Source organism: Rothia sp. HMSC078H08 (assembly GCF_001808955.1).
Classification (GTDB): domain Bacteria; phylum Actinomycetota; class Actinomycetes; order Actinomycetales; family Micrococcaceae; genus Rothia.
On record NZ_KV795253.1, the window covers coordinates 1 to 20,215 of the forward strand.

Sequence of the window (20,215 nt, forward strand, 5' to 3'; positions counted from 1 at the left end):
TTTTATGGGTGCTAAAAAATCTTTAAAAAACTTCCAAAAAACCTTATAAACGCAGAAGAAACCACTCAAACCCTCACAGAATGCCCTCTAGAACCCCCTCCGCAGCCCCTATTCCCATACCCTGCGCTTGATTCCTAACCCTGCACGATTCCTAACTCTGCATTTGGGTACCCATACCTATAGATGCGAAAAAGCCCCTCCCCTTCCATCCTGTAATGAATAGAAGAAGAGGGGTGCAGCTACAGAGTGCTGAGCTGATTAGTACTGGGGAGGCGCCTCATTCGCCATATTGTTGAAGCGCGAATACTTACCGCTAAACGCCAACGGGATAGTACGAGTCGGACCACCACGGTGCTTAGCAATAATCATGTCCGCCTCACCCACGCGTTCACTATCCGGGTTATACATATCCTCACGATGCAGCAGAATCACCATATCCGCATCCTGCTCAATAGAACCCGACTCACGCAGATCCGAAACCATCGGACGCTTATCAGTACGTTGCTCCGAACCACGGTTCAACTGAGACAGCGCAATCACCGGAACATCCAGCTCCTTAGCCAACAGCTTCAGGCTACGAGAAAACTCCGAAACCTCCTGCTGACGCGACTCCACCTTCTTACCCGAACTCATCAGCTGCAGGTAGTCCAGCACCACAAGCTTCAAATCATTACGCTGCTTGAGGCGACGGCACTTCGCACGAATCTCCATCAGAGTCATATTCGGCGAATCATCAATAAAGAGAGGAGCAGAATCAATACGACCCTGCAGAGTCGCCAGGTTCGTCCAGCCCTCAGTATCCAGATCGCCCTTCTTCAGACGACCCATCGAAATCTTGCCCTCCGCAGAGAGAATACGCATCGCCAACTCAGTACGACTCATCTCCAGCGAGAAAAACACAGTCGTCATCTGATGATGAATAGCCGCAGAACGAGCAATATCAAGAGCCAAAGTCGACTTGCCCACACCCGGACGAGCCGCAATAACAATCATCTGGCCACCGTGCAGACCACCGGTCAGCTCATCAAACTCAATAAAGTCAGTCGGCACACCGTACACGCCATCGGGGCGGTTCGAGTTTGCATCAATCTCATTGATGGTCTCCTCCAACGCCTCAGAGAAAGACACATAGTCTTCCTTCGCGTTACCATCAGTCACCGCATAAATCTCAGCCTGCGCCTGATCCACCAAAGTATCGACCTCAGTCTCATTGGCGTAACCCAGCTGAGCAATCTTCGTACCCGCCTCAATCAGGCGGCGCATAATCGCGTGCTCCTTAACAATCTCAGCGTAATACTGAGCATTAGCAGCAGTCGGAACCGACGCAATCAGCGTATGAATATAGGACGCGCCACCAACACGAGTCAGCTCGCCGCGCTTCTTCAGCTCATCAGCAACCGTAATCGCATCCGCAGGGCTACCGTGACCGTAAAGAGAAAGAATCGCCTCATAAATCGTCTCGTGCGCCGGCTTATAGAAATCAGACGCACGCAGGCTCTCAACCACATCTGCAATAGCGTCCTTCGACAGCAGCATGCCACCGAGCACCGACTGCTCAGCCACATCATCATGAGGCATAGTGCGGGAACCATAATCAATGGCAGTTTCAGACATGCTTATCCTCGCGTTTCAATCCGATATCTACGACGTTCCAGAAACAATTTCTGCAGAACTCCTATGCTAGTTTCTCACGAAGGCACACGCGAAACATATACACGCCTAATGGGCAGCGCGCAGATAATCCTCAATCTTCTCAACGGCGAGCGCCGCCCCATCCATGGTGCGCATTGCCTCACCCAGCTGCCGCGCCCTAGCGCGCATGCCCTCATCTCTGAGCAGACGGCCCAGAATATCGCGCACATTGCCGCGGCGCACATCATTCTTCGTAAAACGCAGGGCGTTACCGTAGCGCACGCACTCCTCAATATTCCAGCTTTGCTCCGCCTGCATCGCAATACCGGCAAACGGTACACCCGCCAGGCACGCCGTCTGCACCGTTCCCTCACCGCCGTGGGTCATCGAGGCGTCAATATGACCGGCAAGCAGATGAGCCGGAACGGTCCCCGCAAAGTGGATGTTATCGCCCAGTAGGCTGGTTTCTGCGTCCGGCAGCGGCACCCCGCCGCCGACCAGCACATCCACCGGAGCAGCTGACAGCTGCCGTAGCACCTGCGCCAAAATATCTGCAGACCCTGAGGAACCCATTCCCACGTAGACCAGTGGCCGCTCTCTCGGTTCGAGAACAATCTGCGGTAGCTCACCGGGCGCGCGGTAATAGATAGGACCCACACTAACGTCGGGCTCTACCAATGAGTCCCCGCGTAGCTGCGTAAACAGAGAGCAGATAAGGTTCACATCGGCGCTGAGCATATCGACGGTACGGCGAGGAAGCGTGAGCCCATGCTCACGCGCCACACGCGTAAAAGAAGCCGGCTTATACGAAAACACCCGCGCCACAGCCCGCAACCATCCCGGCGCCGCGAGCTCGCTGGCTGCAGGCTTCTTCGAAAAATACGTCGACGAGTACGCATACGGGCGCGCATAGAAAATGGGGACACCGGCAATACGCGCAGACAGCAACATCGTCAGGTTAGAACCGATCACCACAGCATCCGCGCTAAAGTCACGGATAGCCGCAAGCTCAGCGGCAACCCTTCGACGCACCATGCCGGTCGTAAAAGGGTGCCGCACTCCCCTGCCCTGATCCAGCGCCATAATCTGCTCAGCCTCAGCATCGCTCATAATCGGTTCGCGAAGATGCACGGGCAACCCCGCGTTTTCCAGCAGTCCCAGGTATTTAGGGGAATACACGTGGAATAAGACCGTATGGCCTCGCTCCTGAGCTGCACGCGCTATCTCGATACAGCGCGTGGTTTCACCCATATTGAAGCTTTCAGGCGAGAAAAGAATACGGCTCATAACATTCTCCGGCAGGCGCACACGTGACTGAGCCGATTCTGCGGCTCATACACCGCGGCTCATACACCTCAGTGTAAAACGGAGCCCCAGTATTCCCTCGGATAGAGGGGAATACTGGGGCTCCGTTTCGCTGTATAAGCTTTGCGGTGTGACTCTGTCTTACTTCTTGCGCAGAATCATGCCAATAGCGCCAATATGGTCGGCGTGGCGGCGGAACACGCCGCGCATACCCAGCACACGCTCACGAATCTGCGGCTTACGTGCCAGATTGAACGCAATCTTCGCAACGCCTGCGGGGCCCTCATCAGCCAGCAGACGCTTCGGCTCCAGCAGGGCCATATCGGTCTGGTACACATCCAGCACCTCAAAGCCAGCCTCTTCCGCCAGAGCAGTCCACTCGGCAACGGTCAGCGGGCGGGCATTCACGCGGATAGTGCGCGCCAAATCCTTCTGAATCTCTTCCTTCAACTCGGGGCGCAGATAATCGGGAACCAGCGACATCTCATGAATAGCGTAGTGGCCCCCCGGACGCAGCAGACGAGCCGCCTCACGCATAATCTCCAGCTTGTGCTTATCGGTCTGCATGGTCAGCATCGCCTCGCCCACCACGGCGTCGTAGCTTTCTGAAGGCAGGCCGGTCTCCTGAGCGCTAGCGTTCACCACACGGTAGTTCGGCTTAGTCGATGCGCCAATACGCTCGGTCACGATTTCAGCAGCCTTGGGGTCAAGATCCACACCGGTGTAGCTCTTGGGGGAACGCTTCACAATCTCCAGGGCGGTAATACCCAGGCCCGGCGCAAACTCCACGACGTCAATATCGCCACCCAGGGCACGAGCCAGCAGCCAGTTGGTGGTCTCGCGGCCGCCGGGGCGCAGAACCTTCTTGCCCAGCTGAGCCAGCAGCCAGTGACCTGCCGCCTTGTCGGCGGGGCGGTCGGTGCCGGGAACGGAAGGGGTCTTAGACACGGAAGGGGTCTTAGACACGGAAGGGGTCTTAGACACGGAAGACAACTCCTCAATACTTGTATTTAATATGCAAAATTTATCTTCCCTAATTCTAGACCCGCCACCCCAAGAAAGGAAATATGACGTTATATAGAAGTGTGGTTGCCCTTTATTACAGCATGCCTCAACACCACTACAGCCACCCTTGCTGCACACCCTAGAGATTAAACAGAAACTGGAGCTGAACCTCTCGGTCCAACCCCAGTCTCATCACACACACATACATACGAAAATCAGAGCCACTTCCGCAAGGAAAGTCCAACTTTCTGATGGCCCTCTCGAACCATCTATATAAAGTATTACGCGTAAACCTTTATTCCCTGTAGGTTAAAGCTGTAAGAAAGCTGGGAATAGATTTTTCTTCAACATCGGGGTGCAGCACCCCGGATTTCACGCGGAAACTACACGTCGCGTTAAAAGAAGAAAGGCAAGGCGCTTTTGCCTTGCCATCCTTCTTTCGCTAGCGGGCGACCCCGCTACACGAAACACACACATTCACATCGCAGTCCTCTCGAACCAACACTTATAGTAAACACCCCCAACCTTATGGGAGGATTGAATTTCGCTGGAAACAAGCTGGGAGAAAACCAACAGAACCCTGAGAGCTTTGATATTGTGCAGTTTGCGGACTCTAAACCGGGCTAATAAGCCGCCATATACAGACCCAGCAGCACCAACGGGTTAGCCACTACAGAAATAACCACCAAGCAAATATTAGCCACGCGGTACTGACGGAACTTCACCAGACCCACCAGCGCGCACACCAGCGCAACACTGGATCCAAGGCCGCCAACCACCAGTAAAAGAAGCAGAAGAGCAGTAGCGACATTCGCGTCCGCAAATGGGATAACCGCTAGAGCGCACAGCAGCAAATTGACGCACTCCAACACCACACCCGTAGACAGAAGCTGAGCGCTAGAAGACAAACGTGAAAAAGATCGAGCCATGTCTACCAGTCTACGGGGTCAATTGGCGTACTTCGCAGTCACAACCGCTCTAACCACCAATCCTTCTACTGCCCTACCCCTATTCTCAACCTCTCAAAAACAATGTTTCACGTGAAACATGCACCGGAGCGGGCACAGCTATGGGTACAACAAACGGGGTGCCCCTCACGAAGAGGGACACCCCGTCCGACACTCAACGCCCTAGCATCAAAGCACCAGCGTCAAATATCTAAAAATCTACTTACGCAGCAGCAACGACGTCCAGGACAACGTTAGCAACAACGTCAGCGTGCAGGCGGACAGTCACCTTGTACTCACCGGTGCGCTTGATAGCGGAACCCAGGTGGATGGTGCGCTTGTCAACGGAGCCAATGCCAGCAGCCTCAATAGCCTCAGCAATAGCCTCAGCCTTGACGGTACCGAACAGGCGACCGTCAGCGCCAGCCTTGTGTGCAACGACAACCGGCTTAGCAGCCAGGGACGCAGCAATTGCCTGAGCCTCTTCCAGAGAAGCCTTAGCACGAGCCGCACGAGCGGCGCGGATGGACTCAACCTGCTTCTCGCCACCCTGGGTCCAGGTCACGGCGAAGCCGCGGGGCAGCAGGTAGTTACGTGCGTAACCGTCCTTAACGGTGACAACATCGCCAGCTGCACCGAGGCCGGAAACTTCCTGAGTCAGAATGATCTTAGCCATGTTACTGTCTCTCCTTCTCTTTAGCGGCCAGCGCCGGAGTAGGGCAGCAGTGCAACTTCGCGGGCGTTCTTAATAGCCTGAGCGATCTTGCGCTGCTCCTGAACGGTCACGCCAGTCACGCGGCGAGCGCGGATCTTGCCGCGGTCGGAGATGAACTTGCGCAGAAGTGCGACGTCCTTGTAGTCGATAACGGTGACGTCAGCAGCCTTGAGGGGGTTCTGCTTGGGTTTGGGCTTACGGATTTCAGCCTTAGCCATCGTGGTGCTCCTTAGAGTTGGGAGCCCGCGGCGGATAACCGCGGGATGGATTGATAAATTACTATTCGGAAAACGAAACCGGCTTAGAACGGAGGTTCGTCGTCGGCGCCGCTACCCCAGTCATAGTTACCACCAGACTGAGAACTCCACGGATCAGCAGCAGGAGCTGCGGGGGCCGCCGGAGCAGCCGGAGCGGAGTAGCCAGACTGGCCAGAGTAACCATTACCCTGAGCAGCAGCAAAATTGTTCTGCTGAGGAGCGGAGAAACCGCCCTGAGCAGCAGCGTTGTACCCAGCGCCACCGCCAAAGCCACCCTGCGCACCGCCACCGAAGTTATTACCTCCGGCAGAACGCTGTGCGCGAGTCACCTGAGCAGTAGCAAAACGCAGAGTCGGGCCAATCTCCTCGACCTCAAGCTCAAACGAAGTACGACGCTCGCCTTCCTTGGTCTCGTACGAGCGAGACTTCAGACGGCCCTGCGCGATAACCTGAGTACCCTTCTTCAGAGTCTCTGCAACATTCTCAGCGTAACCACGCCACACCGACGCACGCAGGAACAGGGTCTCCCCATCCTCCCACTGGTTCGTCTGGCGGTTAAAAGTACGCGGAGTCGATGCGATCGTGAAATTAGCAACCGCCGCACCCGCAGGGGTGTAACGAAGCTCCGGATCGCCAGTCAGATTACCAATAACGGTAATAACGGTATCGCCTGCCATTTGATGCCTCCTCGATAAGAGTTACAAGTATGTTGAATCCAGTACAGCGCAACCCCCTGACATTTTTAGGGGGTCAGCCGACCGGCAAGAAACAACTACTTGCTGGAGATCTTCTGATCCTCCGGGCGGATGATCTTGGTACGCATGACGGACTCGTTCAGGTTCAGAACACGATCGAGCTCAGCTGCGGTCTCGGGGGTAGAGGTGAAGTTCACCACTGCGTAGATACCCTCAGACTTCTTCTGGATCTCGTATGCCAGGCGACGACGGCCCCAGATATCGACGTTGTCGACGGAACCACCCTCGTTGGTCACGATCTCGAGGAACTTGGACAGCGACGGCTCAACCGCACGGTCCTCAACCTCGGGGCTGAGGATAACCATCAGTTCATATGCACGCATGATTAAACCCCTCCTTTGGGCTAAACGGCTATGGGATTTCCATAGCAGGAGATTCATTGTGCTCTACACGTGAAGCACACCGGGTGGGGAACACGCATAGATTTCTTAACAATACACGAGAAAAAGCAGATAGAACAGTACCGCACCGCGTGACCTCAACCATGCGATGCGGTACCGAAAAACCGCAGAAGCTACGCCCCCTGACGCTGCTCCCACCACTGCAGAAGACGAGCCTTCGCCTCTTCCTCAGGAAGCGAGCCCTCATCCAAGCGCAGGTTCAACAAGAACTTATACGCCTCACCCACCACCGGGCCCGGCGCAATACCAAGAATCTGCATAATCTGGCCACCGTCCAGGTCGGGGCGGATCGCATCCAGCTCCTCCTGAGCAGCCAACTCAGCAATACGACGCTCCAAATCGTCATACGCCTCAGCCAGCGAGCGCGACAGACGACGATTACGAGTCGTCACATCAGAACGCGACACACGATGCAGACGCTCCAACTGATCGCCCGCATCACGCACATAACGGCGCACCGCAGAATCAGTCCAACCCGACTCACGGTAACCATAGAACCGCATATGCAGCTCCACCAGACGAGCCACAGCCTTAATCGTGTCATTATCAAAACGCAGCGTACGCATACGCTTCTTCACCATCTTCGCGCCCACCACTTCATGGTGCAGGAACGAGACGGAGCCGTCCTTCTCAAACTTACGAGTCTTCGGCTTACCAATATCGTGCATCAACGCAGCAAAACGCAGAATAAAATCAGGAGCCGGGCACGGACCATCCTCGTCCGTCTCCTTCTCCATCGCCTGCTCCATCACCTTCAACGAATGCGCATACACATCCTTATGGTGATGCGCAGGATCCATCTCCATACGCAACGCAGGAAGCTCCGGCAACACATAATCCGCCAGACCCGTATCCACCAGCAGGTTCAAACCCACCCGCGGATAATCCGCCTCAATCAGCTTCACCAGCTCATCACGCACACGCTCAGCCGAAATAATCTCAATACGGCCAGCCATCTCGCGCATCGCCTCGAAAACCTCCGGGGCAACCTCAAGATTAAAACGCGCAGCAAAACGAGCCGCACGCATCATACGCAGCGGATCCTCAGAAAAAGACTCCTGCGGCGAGCGCGGAGTACGCAAAACACCCGCACGCAAATCCTCAACGCCACCAAACAAGTCAACAACCTCACCACTGGGCAAAGCCGCCGCCATCGCATTAATCGTGAAATCACGACGCACCAGGTCGGCGCTCAAATCGGTACCGAACTGCACCGTCGGCTTCCGCGAATCGGACACGTACACCTCGGCACGGTACGTGGTCACCTCATACACCACGCCATTCTTACGCGCACTAATCGTGCCGTACTCCTTGCCGATATCCCACGTATGCTCACCCCACCCACGCAGAATCTGCTCGCTCTGCTCCGGAGTAGCATCCGTCGTCAAATCAAAATCGGTGAAGAGACCATCCTCAACCCGCAGATTATCGCGGACAATACCGCCCACCAAGTACAGCTCAAAACCCGCCGCACGGTACAGTTCTCCCAGCTCGGCGGCATCCGGGTACTTCGACACAACATCAATAATCAGCGACATAATCCTTTAATCGTGCCAGAAAAACCCCAGCACGCCCACCCCACCCCCACAACACCCACACCAAAGACAGCTATCTCACCCAAAACCGAGACACACAAACCCTCACATATCGGTTAAGGTAGAACCATGAGCATTCCCGTACCCCGCGCCCCCAAAACGCGCTTCACCGCGCCCGCGCGAGCGGTACCCGCCCCCGAAGAAGTCTCCGCAGGCGGGCTCATCATCGACTTTGACCGACCCGAACAGCTACCCGTAGCCATCATCGCCCGCATCAACCGCAACGGACAACGCGAATGGTGCCTACCCAAAGGCCACATCGAACACGGCGAAACCACCGTCGAAGCCGCACAACGCGAAATCAGCGAAGAAACCGGAATCACCGGCTACCCCGTAGCCTCCCTCGGCACCATCGCCTACTGGTTCACCTCCAACGGCACGCGCATCCACAAAACCGTGCACCACTACCTCTTCGCAGCAACCGGCGGAGAACTCAGCATCGACAACGACCCCGACCACGAAGCAATCGACGTCGCATGGGTCCCCCTCGAAGAGCTCCCCACCCGCCTCTCATTCGCCAACGAGCAACACATCGCCCGTAGCGCACGCGAATACATCACCACCCAGCTCTAAACACCAGATGTAAGAGCCCCAAAACTAAAAGAAGCAATCCCCCGCCGACACAGGAGAGACATACGTGGCACGTAACGACGCCCGCTCAAGCGCAATCATGGCAGCAGGCACCCTCGTCTCGCGCATCCTCGGATTCGTCAAGACCATCCTGCTCACCGTAGCCATCGGCTCACTCTCAACCGTCGGCGACGTCTTCGAAACCGCCAACACCCTACCCAACCTCATCTACGTCCTCGTAGCAGGCGGCGTGTTCAACGCAGTCCTCGTACCCCAAATCATCAAGGCAGCCAAAGCACAAGACGGCGGCGCACGATACATCTCCAAACTCGTCACCCTCACCGTCACCGCAATCGGCCTCATCACCCTCATCACCGTCGCCTGCGCCTGGCCCATCATCAGCATCATGGGCTCAGGATGGAGCCCCGAACAACGACAGCTCGGCTTCATCTTCTCCCTCTGGTGCCTACCCCAAATCTTCTTCTACGGCCTCTACACCGTCATCGGACAGGTCCTCAACGCCAAAGACGCATTCGGCGCCTACATGTGGTCGCCCGTACTCAACAACGTCATCACCATCCTGTCGCTGATCCTGTTCATCTTCCTCTTCGGCGCACAGACCCCCAATCCCAACCCCATCCACACCGTAGACAACTGGACCAACGCACAGACCCTCGTGCTCGCAGGCTCCTCCACCTTCGGCGTCATCATGCAGGCACTCGTCCTGTTCATCCCCCTACGCAAGCTCGGCCTGCGCCTCAAGCCCGACTTCGCGTGGCGAGGCATCGGCCTGCGCGCAGCTTCCAAGCTCGCCGCCTGGACCCTCGCCTCCGGTATCATCTCCAACCTCGCCTTCCTCTACATGACCAAGGTCGCCGCAGGCATCGTCGGTCAGCGCGAACACTACGCCGCCCTCGGCATCCAAATCCCCGGCCTGCAGGCACTCAACTACGCCTCCATGCTGTACATGCTCCCGCACGGCGTCATCGGCATCTCCATCGCCACCGTGCTCTTCAACCGCATGAGCGCCTCCGCCATCGCCGACGACAGCGACAGCGTCATCTACGCACTCTCCCACGGCCTACGCAACGCAGCAGTAGCCACCGTCTTCTGCATGGTCGCACTCATGGTACTCGCAGGCCCCGTCGCCGTGCTCTTCAGCGGCGGCGACCCCATCGCAGCAACCATCATCGCCAAGCTCATCGTCATCACCGCGCTCGGCACCCCCACCCTCACCATCAACTACCTCTACAGCCGCGTGCTCTACGCCCGCGAAGACGCACGCACCCCCTTCCGCATCCAGGTGTACTCCGCCATCATCATGGTCATCATGAGCTTCGCAGCGTCCCTGCTCGACGCACAGTACACCGTGTATATGCTCGCCTTCATCTACCCGGTGCACAACATCCTGATCCTGTTCATCAGCCACCACATGGTCCGCCGCCGCCTCGGCTACTACGGCCAGCGCGGCATCGTCAGCACCTACGCCCGCACCACCCTCGCGTCCCTCTTCGCCGGCGGAATCGCAGCCATCGCGCTCTGGCTGCTCGGCGGCTACCAGCTCGACGGATTCGCCTGGGCCTCCAAGCTCACCGCAATCATCACCCTCGCCGTATGCGGCACCGTCATGGGCCTGGCATACCTCGCCGGCATACAGATCTTCCGCGTCAAGGAAGCCAACGCACTACTGGCGCCCCTCACCTCCAAACTTGAGCGTTTTGCCCGCCGCTAAAGCAGCACACAACGCCCAACCCGGGTAGCTGCCCGTGCACCCACCTCACCCCACGCCGGGGCCCGCAGAGGACACAGGCAACCACCCGGACGCCACAAACTATCACTCAGCCCCAGCATCCTTCAATGCCGGGTAGAATCTAATAGTCAGGGCCCGCCACACGGCAGGCACTATGAAACCACCTCGGGAGAACACGTTGTCGCAACAGATTCCGGTCGGATCGGTCCTCGGAGGCCGCTACGAGATCACCGCACACATCATCATTACGGCAGAATCCGACATGGTGCTTGAAGGCACCGACCAGATTCTCAACCGTAAGGTCTCGGTCGTCGTCGCATCGCCCAGCCGCAGCGCACTGCTGGAAGCAAACTCCCGCGCGCTCGCAACCAACGCACGCGGCAACATCCAGATTCTCGACCTGGGCATCACCCCCGAAGGTAGCCGCTACCTCGTCCCCTCCCACACCCGCCCCGACACCCTGCTGGACACCCTGCTGGTCGAAAACCACGCACTCTCCAACGCAGAAGACGCGCTGGGCACCGAAATCTTCGGCGACTCCGAAAGCGGCAGCTCCCCCAACACCTACGAGAAGGTCTCTGCTTCCAGCGCCAACCAGGAGAGCATCACCGCTGCCAAGAACTGGAACGCATCCGACGGCGCAGCCGTCACCGCGTACTCCGAACCCACCAGCATCTACGAGGATGACGAAGACGAAGAAGACGGCAGCCGCGGCACCTGGGCCGTCGCCCTGGCAGCAGTCCTGCTGCTCGTCATCGTCGCAGGCGGTATCCTCACCTCCCTGGGCGCAATCGGCTCCAACCAGGCAGCCGCACCGCACACCCCCAAGTCCTCTATGTCCGCCTCCGAATCGGCTGCGGCAAACGCCAGCGCATCGGCATCCCCGACCGCTAAGGCATCGAACGCACCGGCGAAGATCGCGTCCGTGGCTCGCTTCGTGCCCTCGAACCCCACGTTCATGAACGACATGGACACCCTCATCCCGAACCTGACCGACGGTAACGCCAACACCGCATGGATCAGCTACGGCTTCGGCACCGCCAACTACGCCGGCACCATCAAGGAATTCGGCCTGGCACTGAAGTTGCAGACCCCCACCGTCGTCTCCAAGCTGACCATCCAGCAGAACACCGGCACCGGCGGCTCCTTCACCGTCTACACCAACAGCTCTGCATCCCTGGACGGTGCGGTTGAGGTCGGCAAGGGCACCTTCGAAGGCAAGGATGCAGTCGTCACCCTGGACACCTCCAAGCAGAGCGCAGAAAAGGGTGCCTACGTGATCATCGTGGTCAACGAGCTGCCCCGCCTCTCCCTGCCGATTGGAACGTGGAATTACGGTCTGCGCATCAACGAAATCAAGGTGGACTAATCAACCCATAACGCGACGCCGACAGTGCGCTCACGCCCCAGACACAAGGGCGGGGCTTCTGAACTCAACAGTTCGGAAGCCCCGCCCTTTTTGATGTCTATTTATGACTCTTTATGGCAGGGTGGCTACTCAAAGATTCACAGTGCGCGGAGTATCTGGATAAGGGTCCCCCAAAAATGGAATAATCGAGGATAAAGCCCTGTTATAGGGGCAGAACGAAAGACCTACAACGGAAAGATATATCTGATGACTGAGAATCTGGGAGGCCTCTTCGGAGGCTCCGCCCTGGGCAATCTGAACCTCGCTTCCGCACCCGCCACCAAGGCGGCACCGGCAGCCGAGGTTGAGGCCGACGCAACCGTCCACAACGTCATTATTGTGGGCTCCGGCCCCGCTGGTTACACCGCGGCAATCTACGCGGCACGCGCCGAGTTGAAGCCTGTCCTCTTCGCCAGCTCCCTGGCGCCCGGCGGCTCCCTCATGAACACCACCGAGGTCGAGAACTTCCCCGGATTCATTCAGGGCATCCAGGGCCCCGAGCTGATGGAGAACATCGGCCAGCAGGCTGAGCGTTTCGGCACTGACATCCGCTACCAGGACGTAGAGAAGGTTGAACTCACCGGCGACGTGAAGAAGGTCTACACCGCTGACGGCGCCGTTCACCTGGCAAAGACCGTCATCATGACCACCGGTTCTCAGGTCCGTAAGCTCAACATCGAGGGCGAAGACCGACTCTCCGGTTACGGCGTCTCCTGGTGCGCAACCTGCGATGGCTTCTTCTTCAAGGACAAGGAAATCGCAGTGGTCGGCGGTGGCGACTCCGCGCTGGAGGAGGCACTGTTCCTGACGACCTTCGCATCCAAGGTGTACCTGGTGCACCGCCGCGATTCTTTCCGCGCTTCGGAAATCATGCAGACCCGCGTGTTCAACAACCCGAAGATTGAGGTTGTCTGGGACTCGGCTGTCACCGCCGTTCACGGCGAGAGCAACCTCGAGTCGATCACCCTGACCAACACCAAGGACGGTTCTGAGCGCCAGCTGGCTGTTCAGGGTCTGTTCATCGCTATTGGCTCCGATCCTCGCGTGGAACTGGTACGTGACCAGCTGGAGATTACCGAGAACCACACCATCGCGGTTCAGGGTCGTTCCTCGAAGACTTCCGTTCCCGGCGTTTTCGCTGCCGGTGACGTGATTGACCCGACCTACCGCCAGGCAATTATTGCTGCCGGTTCCGGTGCTGTTGCCGCTCTGGACGCGCAGCACTACCTCGAAAACCTCTAAACTATTCGTATTACTCGCAGGGGAATCCACCCCGTGTCAGAAAGGAGCACTCCATGAGCAGTGCACAGCAGGCAACTGATGCCACTTTTGACGAACTGGTTCTGAAGAACGACAAGCCCGTTATCGTGGACTTCTGGGCTGAATGGTGCGGCCCCTGCCGCATGGTTGGTCCCGTGATTGACGAGATCGCTGGCGAGTACGCCGGTCAGGTCGACGTGGTCAAGGTGGATGTTGAAGCAAGTGGCGATACCGCCATGAAGTACGGCATCACCTCTATTCCCGCCATCTACCTTTTCAAGGGTGGCGAGGTCGTCAAGAAGACCGTAGGCGCTAAGACGAAGCCTGCTCTACTGTCCGAGTTCTCCGAGCACCTGGGCTAATCTTTCGAGAAGCTAAAGAAAAACTCTCGGTGATGTTTCACGTGAAACATCACCGAGAGTTTTTTATATATACAACTGATTTCAGTTGCTAAATATTGTTTTACGCGAAAATTTAGCCCGAGAAATCAGAGTCCAAAACGCGGATAATGCGGTTCAGATCCTCAACATTCGCAAATTCGATGGTCATCTTACCCTTGCGAGCACCCAGCGAAATCTTCACCGAAGTATCGAGCTTGTCAGCAAAAGCCTCCGCAATATAATCCAGGCGCTCACGGTGCTTCTGAGGCTGAGGAGCCTTGCGCTCCTTCACCTCCGCAGCGCCGGATGCATGGTTCACCAGCTCCTCAGTTGCGCGAACCGACAGTCCCTCATTCACAATCTTCTGTGCAAGAGTCTCAATCTGAGCCTGGTCCGTCAGAGCCAGCAGGGCGCGCGCGTGACCCGCGGAGAGAATACCCGCCGCAACGCGACGCTGCACCAGAGCCGGCAGCTTCAGCAGACGAATCGTATTCGAAATCTGGGGGCGAGAACGACCAATGCGCTTAGCCAACTGCTCCTGAGTAGTGTCGAACTCCTCCATGAGCTGCTGGTATGCCGCCGCCTCTTCAATGGGGTTCAGCTGGCTGCGGTGCAGGTTCTCCAGCAGGGCGTCACGGAGCAGGTCGCCGTCTTCAGTCTCACGAACAATCGCCGGGATGGTGGTCAGTCCAGCCGCTTGGGTTGCACGCCAGCGGCGCTCACCCATGACCAGCTCATACTTTTCGGCACCATTTTCGCGCGAGGGGCGCACGACGATCGGTTGCAGAACGCCAATCTCACGTACCGAGTGGATGAGCTCTTCCATGTCCTGCTCATCAAAGTCGGTGCGGGGCTGCTTGCGGTTCGGGTGGATATCGCGAACGTTCAGCTCAGCAAACTGTGCACCGGGAACCGGAACCAGGCCGCCATGCTCTTCGGAAGCGGCCTGCGGGGTGGAGACATCTTCACCAAAGAAGAAGTCCACCGGGCGGCGAGTCAGGGTGGTATTACGCAGTGCCGCACCCATGTCCACACGGGATTTCTTTTTCGATGTTTCACGTGAAACATCCTGCGAGGAGGCGGGAGCTTCGACCTTCTCCTCTACCTTCTGAGCTTCAACAGGCTTTTCCTGAGCGGGTGCAGCTTCAGCGGGCTTAGCTTCTACAGACTCAGCTTTAGTGCTCTTGCGTTGCTTCTCCGGCTTGGCCTCGTGAGCCATTTCAAAGAGGCCGTCAGTTATCGGCTCTTCAATCGGAGTAGATACCTTCTTGGGTGCAGTCTTTACTGCCGCAGTCTTTTCGGATGCCTTCGCCTCAGCATTACCAGAATTCTTCGTACTCTGAGGAATCAGCGCCCCCAGGCCACGACCCAAGCCGCGTCGCTTTTCAGCCATCGTTACTCCTTAGGACTCCCGGACGAGCCCGCTCATTTTTTCTTCTTCATCTAGTGTAAACGAAATAAGCACCCGAAAGCAGGAGTAAAAACCGCACGGCACATCATCCGAATTATTCCCGATAATTAATTCACTAAGGATGTTTTCTCGTGTTTCACCCAGAAAATACCGCACGCAATGAGCCCTTTTGAATCATCAATAGACAATTCAAAAGGGCTCATTTCAAAAGATTTAGATTATGCCGATCGGCGCGAGAGTTCCTGTGCCGCCTCGCGGTAGGCGCGAGCACCAGTCGACGAAGAATCGTAGGTGATGACAGTCTGCTGATAGCTGGGAGCCTCAGAAATACGAACCGAGCGAGGAATCTTCACGCTCAGAGTCTCCTCCGGGAAGTGCTCGCGCACCTCCTCTGCCACCTGGAACGCCAGGTTGGTGCGGGCATCATACATGGTCAGCAGGATCGTGCTGATGCGCAGCTTAGAGTTCAGGTGCTTCTGAATCATCTGAATATTCTTCAGCAGCTGGCTCAAGCCTTCCAGAGCATAGTACTCACACTGAATCGGAATCAGAATCTCTTCTGCCGCAACGAAGGCATTGACGGTCAGCAGACCGAGGCTCGGCGGGCAGTCAATGAAGACATAATCCAGGCGTTCCATGCCCTGCTTCTCGCGCCATTCGGTGTAATCCATCAGGGCATTCTTGAGGCGAGTCTCGCGTGCCACCAGGGAGACCAGTTCAATCTCCGCGCCCGCAAGGTCGATATTGGCGGGGGCACAGAACAGACCGGGCATGTCGGGGCATTCCTGAACAATTTCAGAAAGCGGCTTATCCTCAATCAGAACGTTGTAGACACTGGGAACATCCACGCCGTGCTCAATGCCCAGTGCGGTCGAGGCGTTACCCTGCGGGTCGTTGTCGATTACCAGGACGTTCAGTCCAGCCTCCGCGAGCGCGGCTGCGAGGTTCACGGCGGTGCTGGTTTTACCCACGCCACCTTTCTGGTTCGACACGGTGAAGACACGCGTATGCACAGGCTTGGGGAGCAAATCTGCAGCAGATTTCTGAGCTTGAGGAGTCATCGGGTGCCTTCCATATTCCGGGTGGTGTGTCTACGGTAATGCTTCGTCTGGTGCCTCGCGCGTAGCAATACTCTGCGGTATTCGTGCGCGAGGAGGATTCGACCTCCACTCCCCCACCATTCACCCATCTCAACATGTTTCACGTGAAACATACTCCGCGAGGTGATGAAGTCTGCAATGTTTCACGTGAAACATTGGTGGTGCCCAAATGGTTTGTGAAGGGTTCAGTGCCCCTAATGAACCAGCAGGCTTTGATGTAGAAGAGTCTAAGGTTTCAATCCTTCCTTAAGGGTACCCGGCATCAGGTTAATACTCCACGCGAGAGGTCATTCTATGTACTCTACGGATGCAATTGCCACGCACACCCGGCAAGCCAGCGCACAAAAATGGGCGGTACCGCGTAAGCTATGCATATTCACTAGCTCAGGCGGTACCGCCCATTCAGGATGAAATTTTTAGAGACGGACTCGAACCACCGTCGTCGGCTCTTCCAGTAGATCACCACCGGCGGTGAGAATCTCGGTCTCGCGTGCACCGTAACGGTTCAGCTTCTTCTTCGCCTTAGTAATCTCCTCCGCGGCACTACGACCCTTCAGAGCCAGCAGCTCACCGGTGCCACGCAGAATCGGCAGGGTGATGTCCAGTAGGCCCACCAGAGCGGACACAGCACGCGCAGTCACCACATCAGCCTCAACGGCACCCACAGCCTGCTCAGCACGCGAGCGCAGCACGGTCACGTTCTCCAGGCCCAAATCCTCAACAACCTCATTCAGCCAAATGACGCGGCGCTCCAGAGGCTCAATCAGGGTCAGCTTCAAATCCGGGCGGGCAATCGCCAGGCACAGACCAGGCAGACCGGCACCAGAGCCAACATCAGCCACCGACGCGTTCGGCGCAATGTACTCCTGCACAACGGCACAGTTCAGCACGTGGCGAGCCCACAGGCGCGGCACCTCACGCGGGCCAATCAGACCACGCTCAATACCGGTCGTCGCCAGGTGCTGCACGTAGCGCTCCGCCAGAGGCAGACGCTCACCGAACACAGCCTCCGCAGCGGCGCGCTCATTCTCATTGAGAGCAACCATCGAAGTCTCCATACTAGGCTCCTACCTCGGGAAGAGAAATCACCACGTGACGGCGAGGGCCCTCACCCTCAGACTCGCTGTACAGGCCAGCAGCAGCCACCACATCGTGCACGACCTTACGCTCGTACGGGCTCAGCGGCTTCAGGTGCTCATCACGACCGGTAGCGCGCACCTTCTCAATCGCGTCAGCAGCGATCTTCTCCAGCTGCTCACGACGCTCAGCACGGTAGCCAGCAATGTCCAGAATCAGGCGGGAACGGGTACCATTACCAGCCAGGACGGAGAGGCGCACCAGCTCCTGCAGAGCCTCCAGCACCTCACCGTGGCGGCCAACCAGGTGGCGTAGTTCCTCATTGTCATCATCGTCATTGAAGACCGAAAGATAGATGCGGTTATTGCGCACCTCAATATCGATATCGCCGTCCATATCGACAATATCGAGAAGCTCCTCGAGGTAATCAGCGGCGATATCGCCTTCTTCCTCGATGTCCTCAAAATCGTCTTCTTCGCCCTCAATGGGCTCCTCTACCAACTGCTCCTCAACGAGCTGCTCGTCCTCATATTCCATAGCTTCAGTCACAATAATCCTCGGGGTGTTCGGAGGGGTGTCCTAGGGGTAAAAAGTATCTCATACACGGCGCCGGGCCCGCGCCACACGTGGCGAGAACCCGGCCCGAATCACGGAAGAAAACTACTTCTTTCCGTTCTGCTTATTGCGTTGCTGCTTCTGGCGCTTCTTACCAACCGGCTGCTGACGCTGACCCGCAGCGGCACGCTCACGAGCCTCCTGCAGATCCTTCTCGTGCTGCTCACGGGTCTTACCAATCGGAGGCAGGCCCTTCGCTGCACGGCGAGCGTTCAGCTCACGCTCCGCCTGAGAACCGGGGGTCGGGTTATTGCGGATAACCCACCACTGCTGACCCAGCGACCACAGGTTCGACACGGTCCAGTAGTACATAACACCCAGCGGGAAGTTAATACCGGAAACAGCGAAGATGATCGGGAAGATGTACATGATCATCTGCTGCTGACGGAACATCGGAGAGTTCAGAGCCGCCTCCGACATGTTCTTCACACTCAGCTGCTTCTGAATGTAGAACTGGGTCGCACTCATCAGAACAATCATGATGACCGCCTGAACAACGGTCGCGGTGGTGTCACCAGCGCCCGGGTGCAGCATGGTCGCGAACAGCTGAGCACCAAAAATCTGCGAGTCGTTGAACTGGTGCACCAGATCAGCCGGCAGCATGAGCACGCTCTCGTTACTCTGCGCCGCGGTGGGAACACCCATCAGCACCTGGTACAGACCGAAGAAAATCGGCATCTGAGCCAGAATCGGCAGGCAGGACGCGAAGGGGTTCGTACCGTGCTTACGGTACATTTCCATCTGCTCCTGAGCCATCGCCTGGCGGGAGAGCTGGTCCTTCTTGCCCTTGTACTTCTCCTGCAGCTTCGCCATATCGCCCTGCATCGCGGTCATACCGCGCATAGCCTTAATCTGCTTGACGAACAGCGGAATGGTCAGGGTACGCATCACCAGGGTCAGGAAGATAATGCACAGAACCCAAGTCAGGCCGGACGCCGGGTCCATGCCCAGCGAGGTGAAAAGAGTGTGGAACAGCCACAGGACCACGGAGACGATCCATTTAAACGGCCAAAGAATCAAATCAAAAATATTCACGCGGGAATACTCCTTAAGGACTCGGCTAAGTCATTGTGTGGGAGGCGCCGCCTACTCAGGGCGAGCGTCACCACCGGGGTGAGGGGTGTAAAGATGGGGGTGGTTGAGCAGAATAATTTTCGGTTCTGCTCCGGGAGCGAAAGTACGCTTCCCCTCCGGGACTGGGTCGATACCTCCGGTAGCCCAGGGGACACACCGCAGAATACGGCGTACCGTCAGGGAAAGCCCGCCCATCGCACCGTGGGTGGTCAGCGCCTCCAGAGCGTAGGCTGAGCAGGTCGGGTAGTAGCGGCACACATCCCCGTAGAGGGGGGACACGACCTTGCGGTAGGCCTTCATGCACGCGATCAGCAGGTTCTGCGGTAGAACGTAGAGAGCCTGCAGGAAAGTTTCCGGCCGCACGAATTCGTTAGGCGCTAGTGCCAGCAGCTCGTCGGGGCCCACAGTCTCGGCAGAAGCGCTATAGGTGCCACTGTGATGCGCGTGGAAGCGTTCTTCACAGCGGTCACGCTGGGAACGACTCACGGCTTCTCCTTGCTCTGAGGCAGGTCGAGCTTAGCGAAAGCAGCCTCGAGTGCCGATTCGTAGTCGCGGCGCAGCTGATCCCAGCTGGCGCTCGCGGAGGCGGGAAGCGCTCGCACAGCAATGGCGTAGCCTTCCGGATGCGCGGCGCAGGTGAGCGCGGCAAGTTCACGCAACCGGCGCTTGACCAGATTGCGTGTGACTGCGTTGCCCACCGCCTTCGACACAATGAAACCTACCTGGGTTGTTTTTCCAGGATTTTTCGCCGTAGATACAACGATGTTCCGACGTCCTGTACGGATGCCGGAACGGAAGGCGTGGGAGAATTCTGCGCTGGTGCGCATACGGTGCCGTTGAGGCAGCACGTGTTCCCCTTTACGTAGTGTGGGAGATTCGGCTCATGTGGTGAGCTGACCTCCGCGTGTATTTCACGCTTAATGATAGTTCGCCCGCCGATGCGTGTGCATCGGCGGGG

Annotated in this window: 21 protein-coding genes; 5 read left to right on the forward strand and 16 right to left on the reverse strand. The window is 57.3% G+C overall.

Going from position 1 to position 20,215, the window contains the following annotated elements:
* Window positions 1-258: 258 nt before the first annotated feature.
* The 9 genes from dnaB to HMPREF2528_RS02885 all read right to left on the reverse strand — a co-directional run bounded on the left by dnaB (window position 259) and on the right by HMPREF2528_RS02885 (window position 8,555).
* Complete coding sequence (gene dnaB, locus HMPREF2528_RS02845) at window positions 259-1,614, reverse strand: replicative DNA helicase (RefSeq protein ID WP_005504033.1); 1,356 nt, start codon at window positions 1,612-1,614, stop codon at window positions 259-261.
* Window positions 1,615-1,719: 105 nt separating this feature from the next.
* Entirely contained in the window at window positions 1,720-2,763 is a 1,044-nt protein-coding gene (locus HMPREF2528_RS02850; RefSeq protein WP_239665176.1) for a glycosyltransferase, read from the reverse strand.
* Between the two features lie 315 nt (window positions 2,764-3,078).
* Window positions 3,079-3,921 carry a class I SAM-dependent methyltransferase gene (locus tag HMPREF2528_RS02855; protein ID WP_246823857.1) on the reverse strand — a complete coding sequence of 281 codons (843 nt, stop codon included), beginning with the start codon at window positions 3,919-3,921 and terminating at the stop codon, window positions 3,079-3,081.
* Window positions 3,922-4,565: 644 nt separating this feature from the next.
* A complete protein-coding gene (locus HMPREF2528_RS02860) occupies window positions 4,566-4,871 on the reverse strand; it encodes a hypothetical protein (RefSeq protein ID WP_070507511.1) in 306 nt (101 codons plus the stop codon).
* A 241-nt stretch (window positions 4,872-5,112) separates the two neighbouring features.
* Window positions 5,113-5,565, reverse strand: a complete 453-nt coding sequence (gene rplI / locus HMPREF2528_RS02865; RefSeq protein WP_005504050.1) for a 50S ribosomal protein L9 — start codon at window positions 5,563-5,565, stop codon at window positions 5,113-5,115.
* A gap of 20 nt (window positions 5,566-5,585) precedes the next feature.
* Window positions 5,586-5,822: a 30S ribosomal protein S18 gene (rpsR, locus tag HMPREF2528_RS02870; protein ID WP_004005948.1), complete on the reverse strand. Its 237-nt coding sequence runs from the start codon at window positions 5,820-5,822 to the stop codon at window positions 5,586-5,588.
* 83 nt (window positions 5,823-5,905) lie between these two features.
* Window positions 5,906-6,538, reverse strand: a complete 633-nt coding sequence (locus tag HMPREF2528_RS02875; protein WP_005504055.1) for a single-stranded DNA-binding protein — start codon at window positions 6,536-6,538, stop codon at window positions 5,906-5,908.
* A gap of 95 nt (window positions 6,539-6,633) precedes the next feature.
* Window positions 6,634-6,939, reverse strand: coding sequence for a 30S ribosomal protein S6 (gene rpsF, locus HMPREF2528_RS02880; protein ID WP_005504056.1), 306 nt, complete (start codon window positions 6,937-6,939; stop codon window positions 6,634-6,636).
* 191 nt (window positions 6,940-7,130) lie between these two features.
* Entirely contained in the window at window positions 7,131-8,555 is a 1,425-nt protein-coding gene (locus HMPREF2528_RS02885) for a CCA tRNA nucleotidyltransferase (RefSeq protein ID WP_070542255.1), read from the reverse strand.
* Window positions 8,556-8,681: 126 nt separating this feature from the next.
* Here HMPREF2528_RS02885 and HMPREF2528_RS02890 point away from each other — a divergent pair, with 126 nt between their 5' ends.
* From HMPREF2528_RS02890 to trxA, 5 genes are all read left to right on the forward strand, one after another.
* Window positions 8,682-9,185: an NUDIX hydrolase gene (locus HMPREF2528_RS02890; protein WP_005504058.1), complete on the forward strand. Its 504-nt coding sequence runs from the start codon at window positions 8,682-8,684 to the stop codon at window positions 9,183-9,185.
* Window positions 9,186-9,249: 64 nt separating this feature from the next.
* Window positions 9,250-10,914, forward strand: coding sequence for a murein biosynthesis integral membrane protein MurJ (gene murJ / locus HMPREF2528_RS02895; protein WP_005508025.1), 1,665 nt, complete (start codon window positions 9,250-9,252; stop codon window positions 10,912-10,914).
* Between the two features lie 196 nt (window positions 10,915-11,110).
* A complete protein-coding gene (locus tag HMPREF2528_RS02900; protein ID WP_246823858.1) occupies window positions 11,111-12,301 on the forward strand; it encodes a serine/threonine protein kinase in 1,191 nt (396 codons plus the stop codon).
* A 246-nt stretch (window positions 12,302-12,547) separates the two neighbouring features.
* Entirely contained in the window at window positions 12,548-13,582 is a 1,035-nt protein-coding gene (gene trxB / locus HMPREF2528_RS02905) for a thioredoxin-disulfide reductase (protein ID WP_049341938.1), read from the forward strand.
* A gap of 53 nt (window positions 13,583-13,635) precedes the next feature.
* A complete protein-coding gene (trxA, locus tag HMPREF2528_RS02910; RefSeq protein WP_049347266.1) occupies window positions 13,636-13,962 on the forward strand; it encodes a thioredoxin in 327 nt (108 codons plus the stop codon).
* A 112-nt stretch (window positions 13,963-14,074) separates the two neighbouring features.
* On the opposite strand, the gene HMPREF2528_RS02915 is transcribed toward trxA, so the two are convergent.
* The 7 genes from HMPREF2528_RS02915 to rnpA form a co-directional block, all read right to left on the reverse strand.
* The gene (locus tag HMPREF2528_RS02915) at window positions 14,075-15,373 is read right to left on the reverse strand and encodes a ParB/RepB/Spo0J family partition protein (RefSeq protein ID WP_070542262.1); all 1,299 of its coding nucleotides are present in this window, start codon (window positions 15,371-15,373) and stop codon (window positions 14,075-14,077) included.
* Between the two features lie 236 nt (window positions 15,374-15,609).
* Window positions 15,610-16,452 (reverse strand): ParA family protein, encoded by an 843-nt coding sequence (locus HMPREF2528_RS02920; protein ID WP_070542265.1) that lies wholly within the window; start codon window positions 16,450-16,452, stop codon window positions 15,610-15,612.
* A gap of 455 nt (window positions 16,453-16,907) precedes the next feature.
* Window positions 16,908-17,549 carry a 16S rRNA (guanine(527)-N(7))-methyltransferase RsmG gene (rsmG, locus tag HMPREF2528_RS02925; RefSeq protein ID WP_083297868.1) on the reverse strand — a complete coding sequence of 214 codons (642 nt, stop codon included), beginning with the start codon at window positions 17,547-17,549 and terminating at the stop codon, window positions 16,908-16,910.
* Between the two features lies 1 nt (window position 17,550).
* Window positions 17,551-18,117 carry a Jag family protein gene (locus tag HMPREF2528_RS02930; protein ID WP_070542270.1) on the reverse strand — a complete coding sequence of 189 codons (567 nt, stop codon included), beginning with the start codon at window positions 18,115-18,117 and terminating at the stop codon, window positions 17,551-17,553.
* Between the two features lie 111 nt (window positions 18,118-18,228).
* Entirely contained in the window at window positions 18,229-19,218 is a 990-nt protein-coding gene (yidC, locus tag HMPREF2528_RS02935) for a membrane protein insertase YidC (RefSeq protein ID WP_005504085.1), read from the reverse strand.
* Window positions 19,219-19,269: 51 nt separating this feature from the next.
* Window positions 19,270-19,743: a membrane protein insertion efficiency factor YidD gene (gene yidD, locus HMPREF2528_RS02940; RefSeq protein ID WP_070542273.1), complete on the reverse strand. Its 474-nt coding sequence runs from the start codon at window positions 19,741-19,743 to the stop codon at window positions 19,270-19,272.
* Window positions 19,740-20,105, reverse strand: a complete 366-nt coding sequence (gene rnpA, locus HMPREF2528_RS02945) for a ribonuclease P protein component (protein WP_049341943.1) — start codon at window positions 20,103-20,105, stop codon at window positions 19,740-19,742. The genes yidD and rnpA overlap by 4 nt, the downstream gene beginning before the upstream one ends.
* Between the last annotated feature and the right edge of the window lie 110 nt (window positions 20,106-20,215).

Excerpts from the sequence above, each read along its gene's own strand:
- HMPREF2528_RS02875 (WP_005504055.1), bottom strand. The coding sequence starts at position 6,538 with ATGGCAGGCGATACCGTTATTACCGTTATTGGTAATCTGACTGGCGAT.
- HMPREF2528_RS02915 (WP_070542262.1), bottom strand. The coding sequence starts at position 15,373 with ATGGCTGAAAAGCGACGCGGCTTGGGTCGTGGCCTGGGGGCGCTGATT.
- HMPREF2528_RS02890 (WP_005504058.1), top strand. The coding sequence starts at position 8,682 with ATGAGCATTCCCGTACCCCGCGCCCCCAAAACGCGCTTCACCGCGCCC.
- rplI (WP_005504050.1), bottom strand. The coding sequence starts at position 5,565 with ATGGCTAAGATCATTCTGACTCAGGAAGTTTCCGGCCTCGGTGCAGCT.
- rpsF (WP_005504056.1), bottom strand. The coding sequence starts at position 6,939 with ATGCGTGCATATGAACTGATGGTTATCCTCAGCCCCGAGGTTGAGGAC.
- dnaB (WP_005504033.1), bottom strand. The coding sequence starts at position 1,614 with ATGTCTGAAACTGCCATTGATTATGGTTCCCGCACTATGCCTCATGAT.
- HMPREF2528_RS02860 (WP_070507511.1), bottom strand. The coding sequence starts at position 4,871 with ATGGCTCGATCTTTTTCACGTTTGTCTTCTAGCGCTCAGCTTCTGTCT.
- trxB (WP_049341938.1), top strand. The coding sequence starts at position 12,548 with ATGACTGAGAATCTGGGAGGCCTCTTCGGAGGCTCCGCCCTGGGCAAT.
- rsmG (WP_083297868.1), bottom strand. The coding sequence starts at position 17,549 with ATGGAGACTTCGATGGTTGCTCTCAATGAGAATGAGCGCGCCGCTGCG.
- rpsR (WP_004005948.1), bottom strand. The coding sequence starts at position 5,822 with ATGGCTAAGGCTGAAATCCGTAAGCCCAAACCCAAGCAGAACCCCCTC.
- trxA (WP_049347266.1), top strand. The coding sequence starts at position 13,636 with ATGAGCAGTGCACAGCAGGCAACTGATGCCACTTTTGACGAACTGGTT.
- HMPREF2528_RS02920 (WP_070542265.1), bottom strand. The coding sequence starts at position 16,452 with ATGACTCCTCAAGCTCAGAAATCTGCTGCAGATTTGCTCCCCAAGCCT.
- HMPREF2528_RS02885 (WP_070542255.1), bottom strand. The coding sequence starts at position 8,555 with ATGTCGCTGATTATTGATGTTGTGTCGAAGTACCCGGATGCCGCCGAG.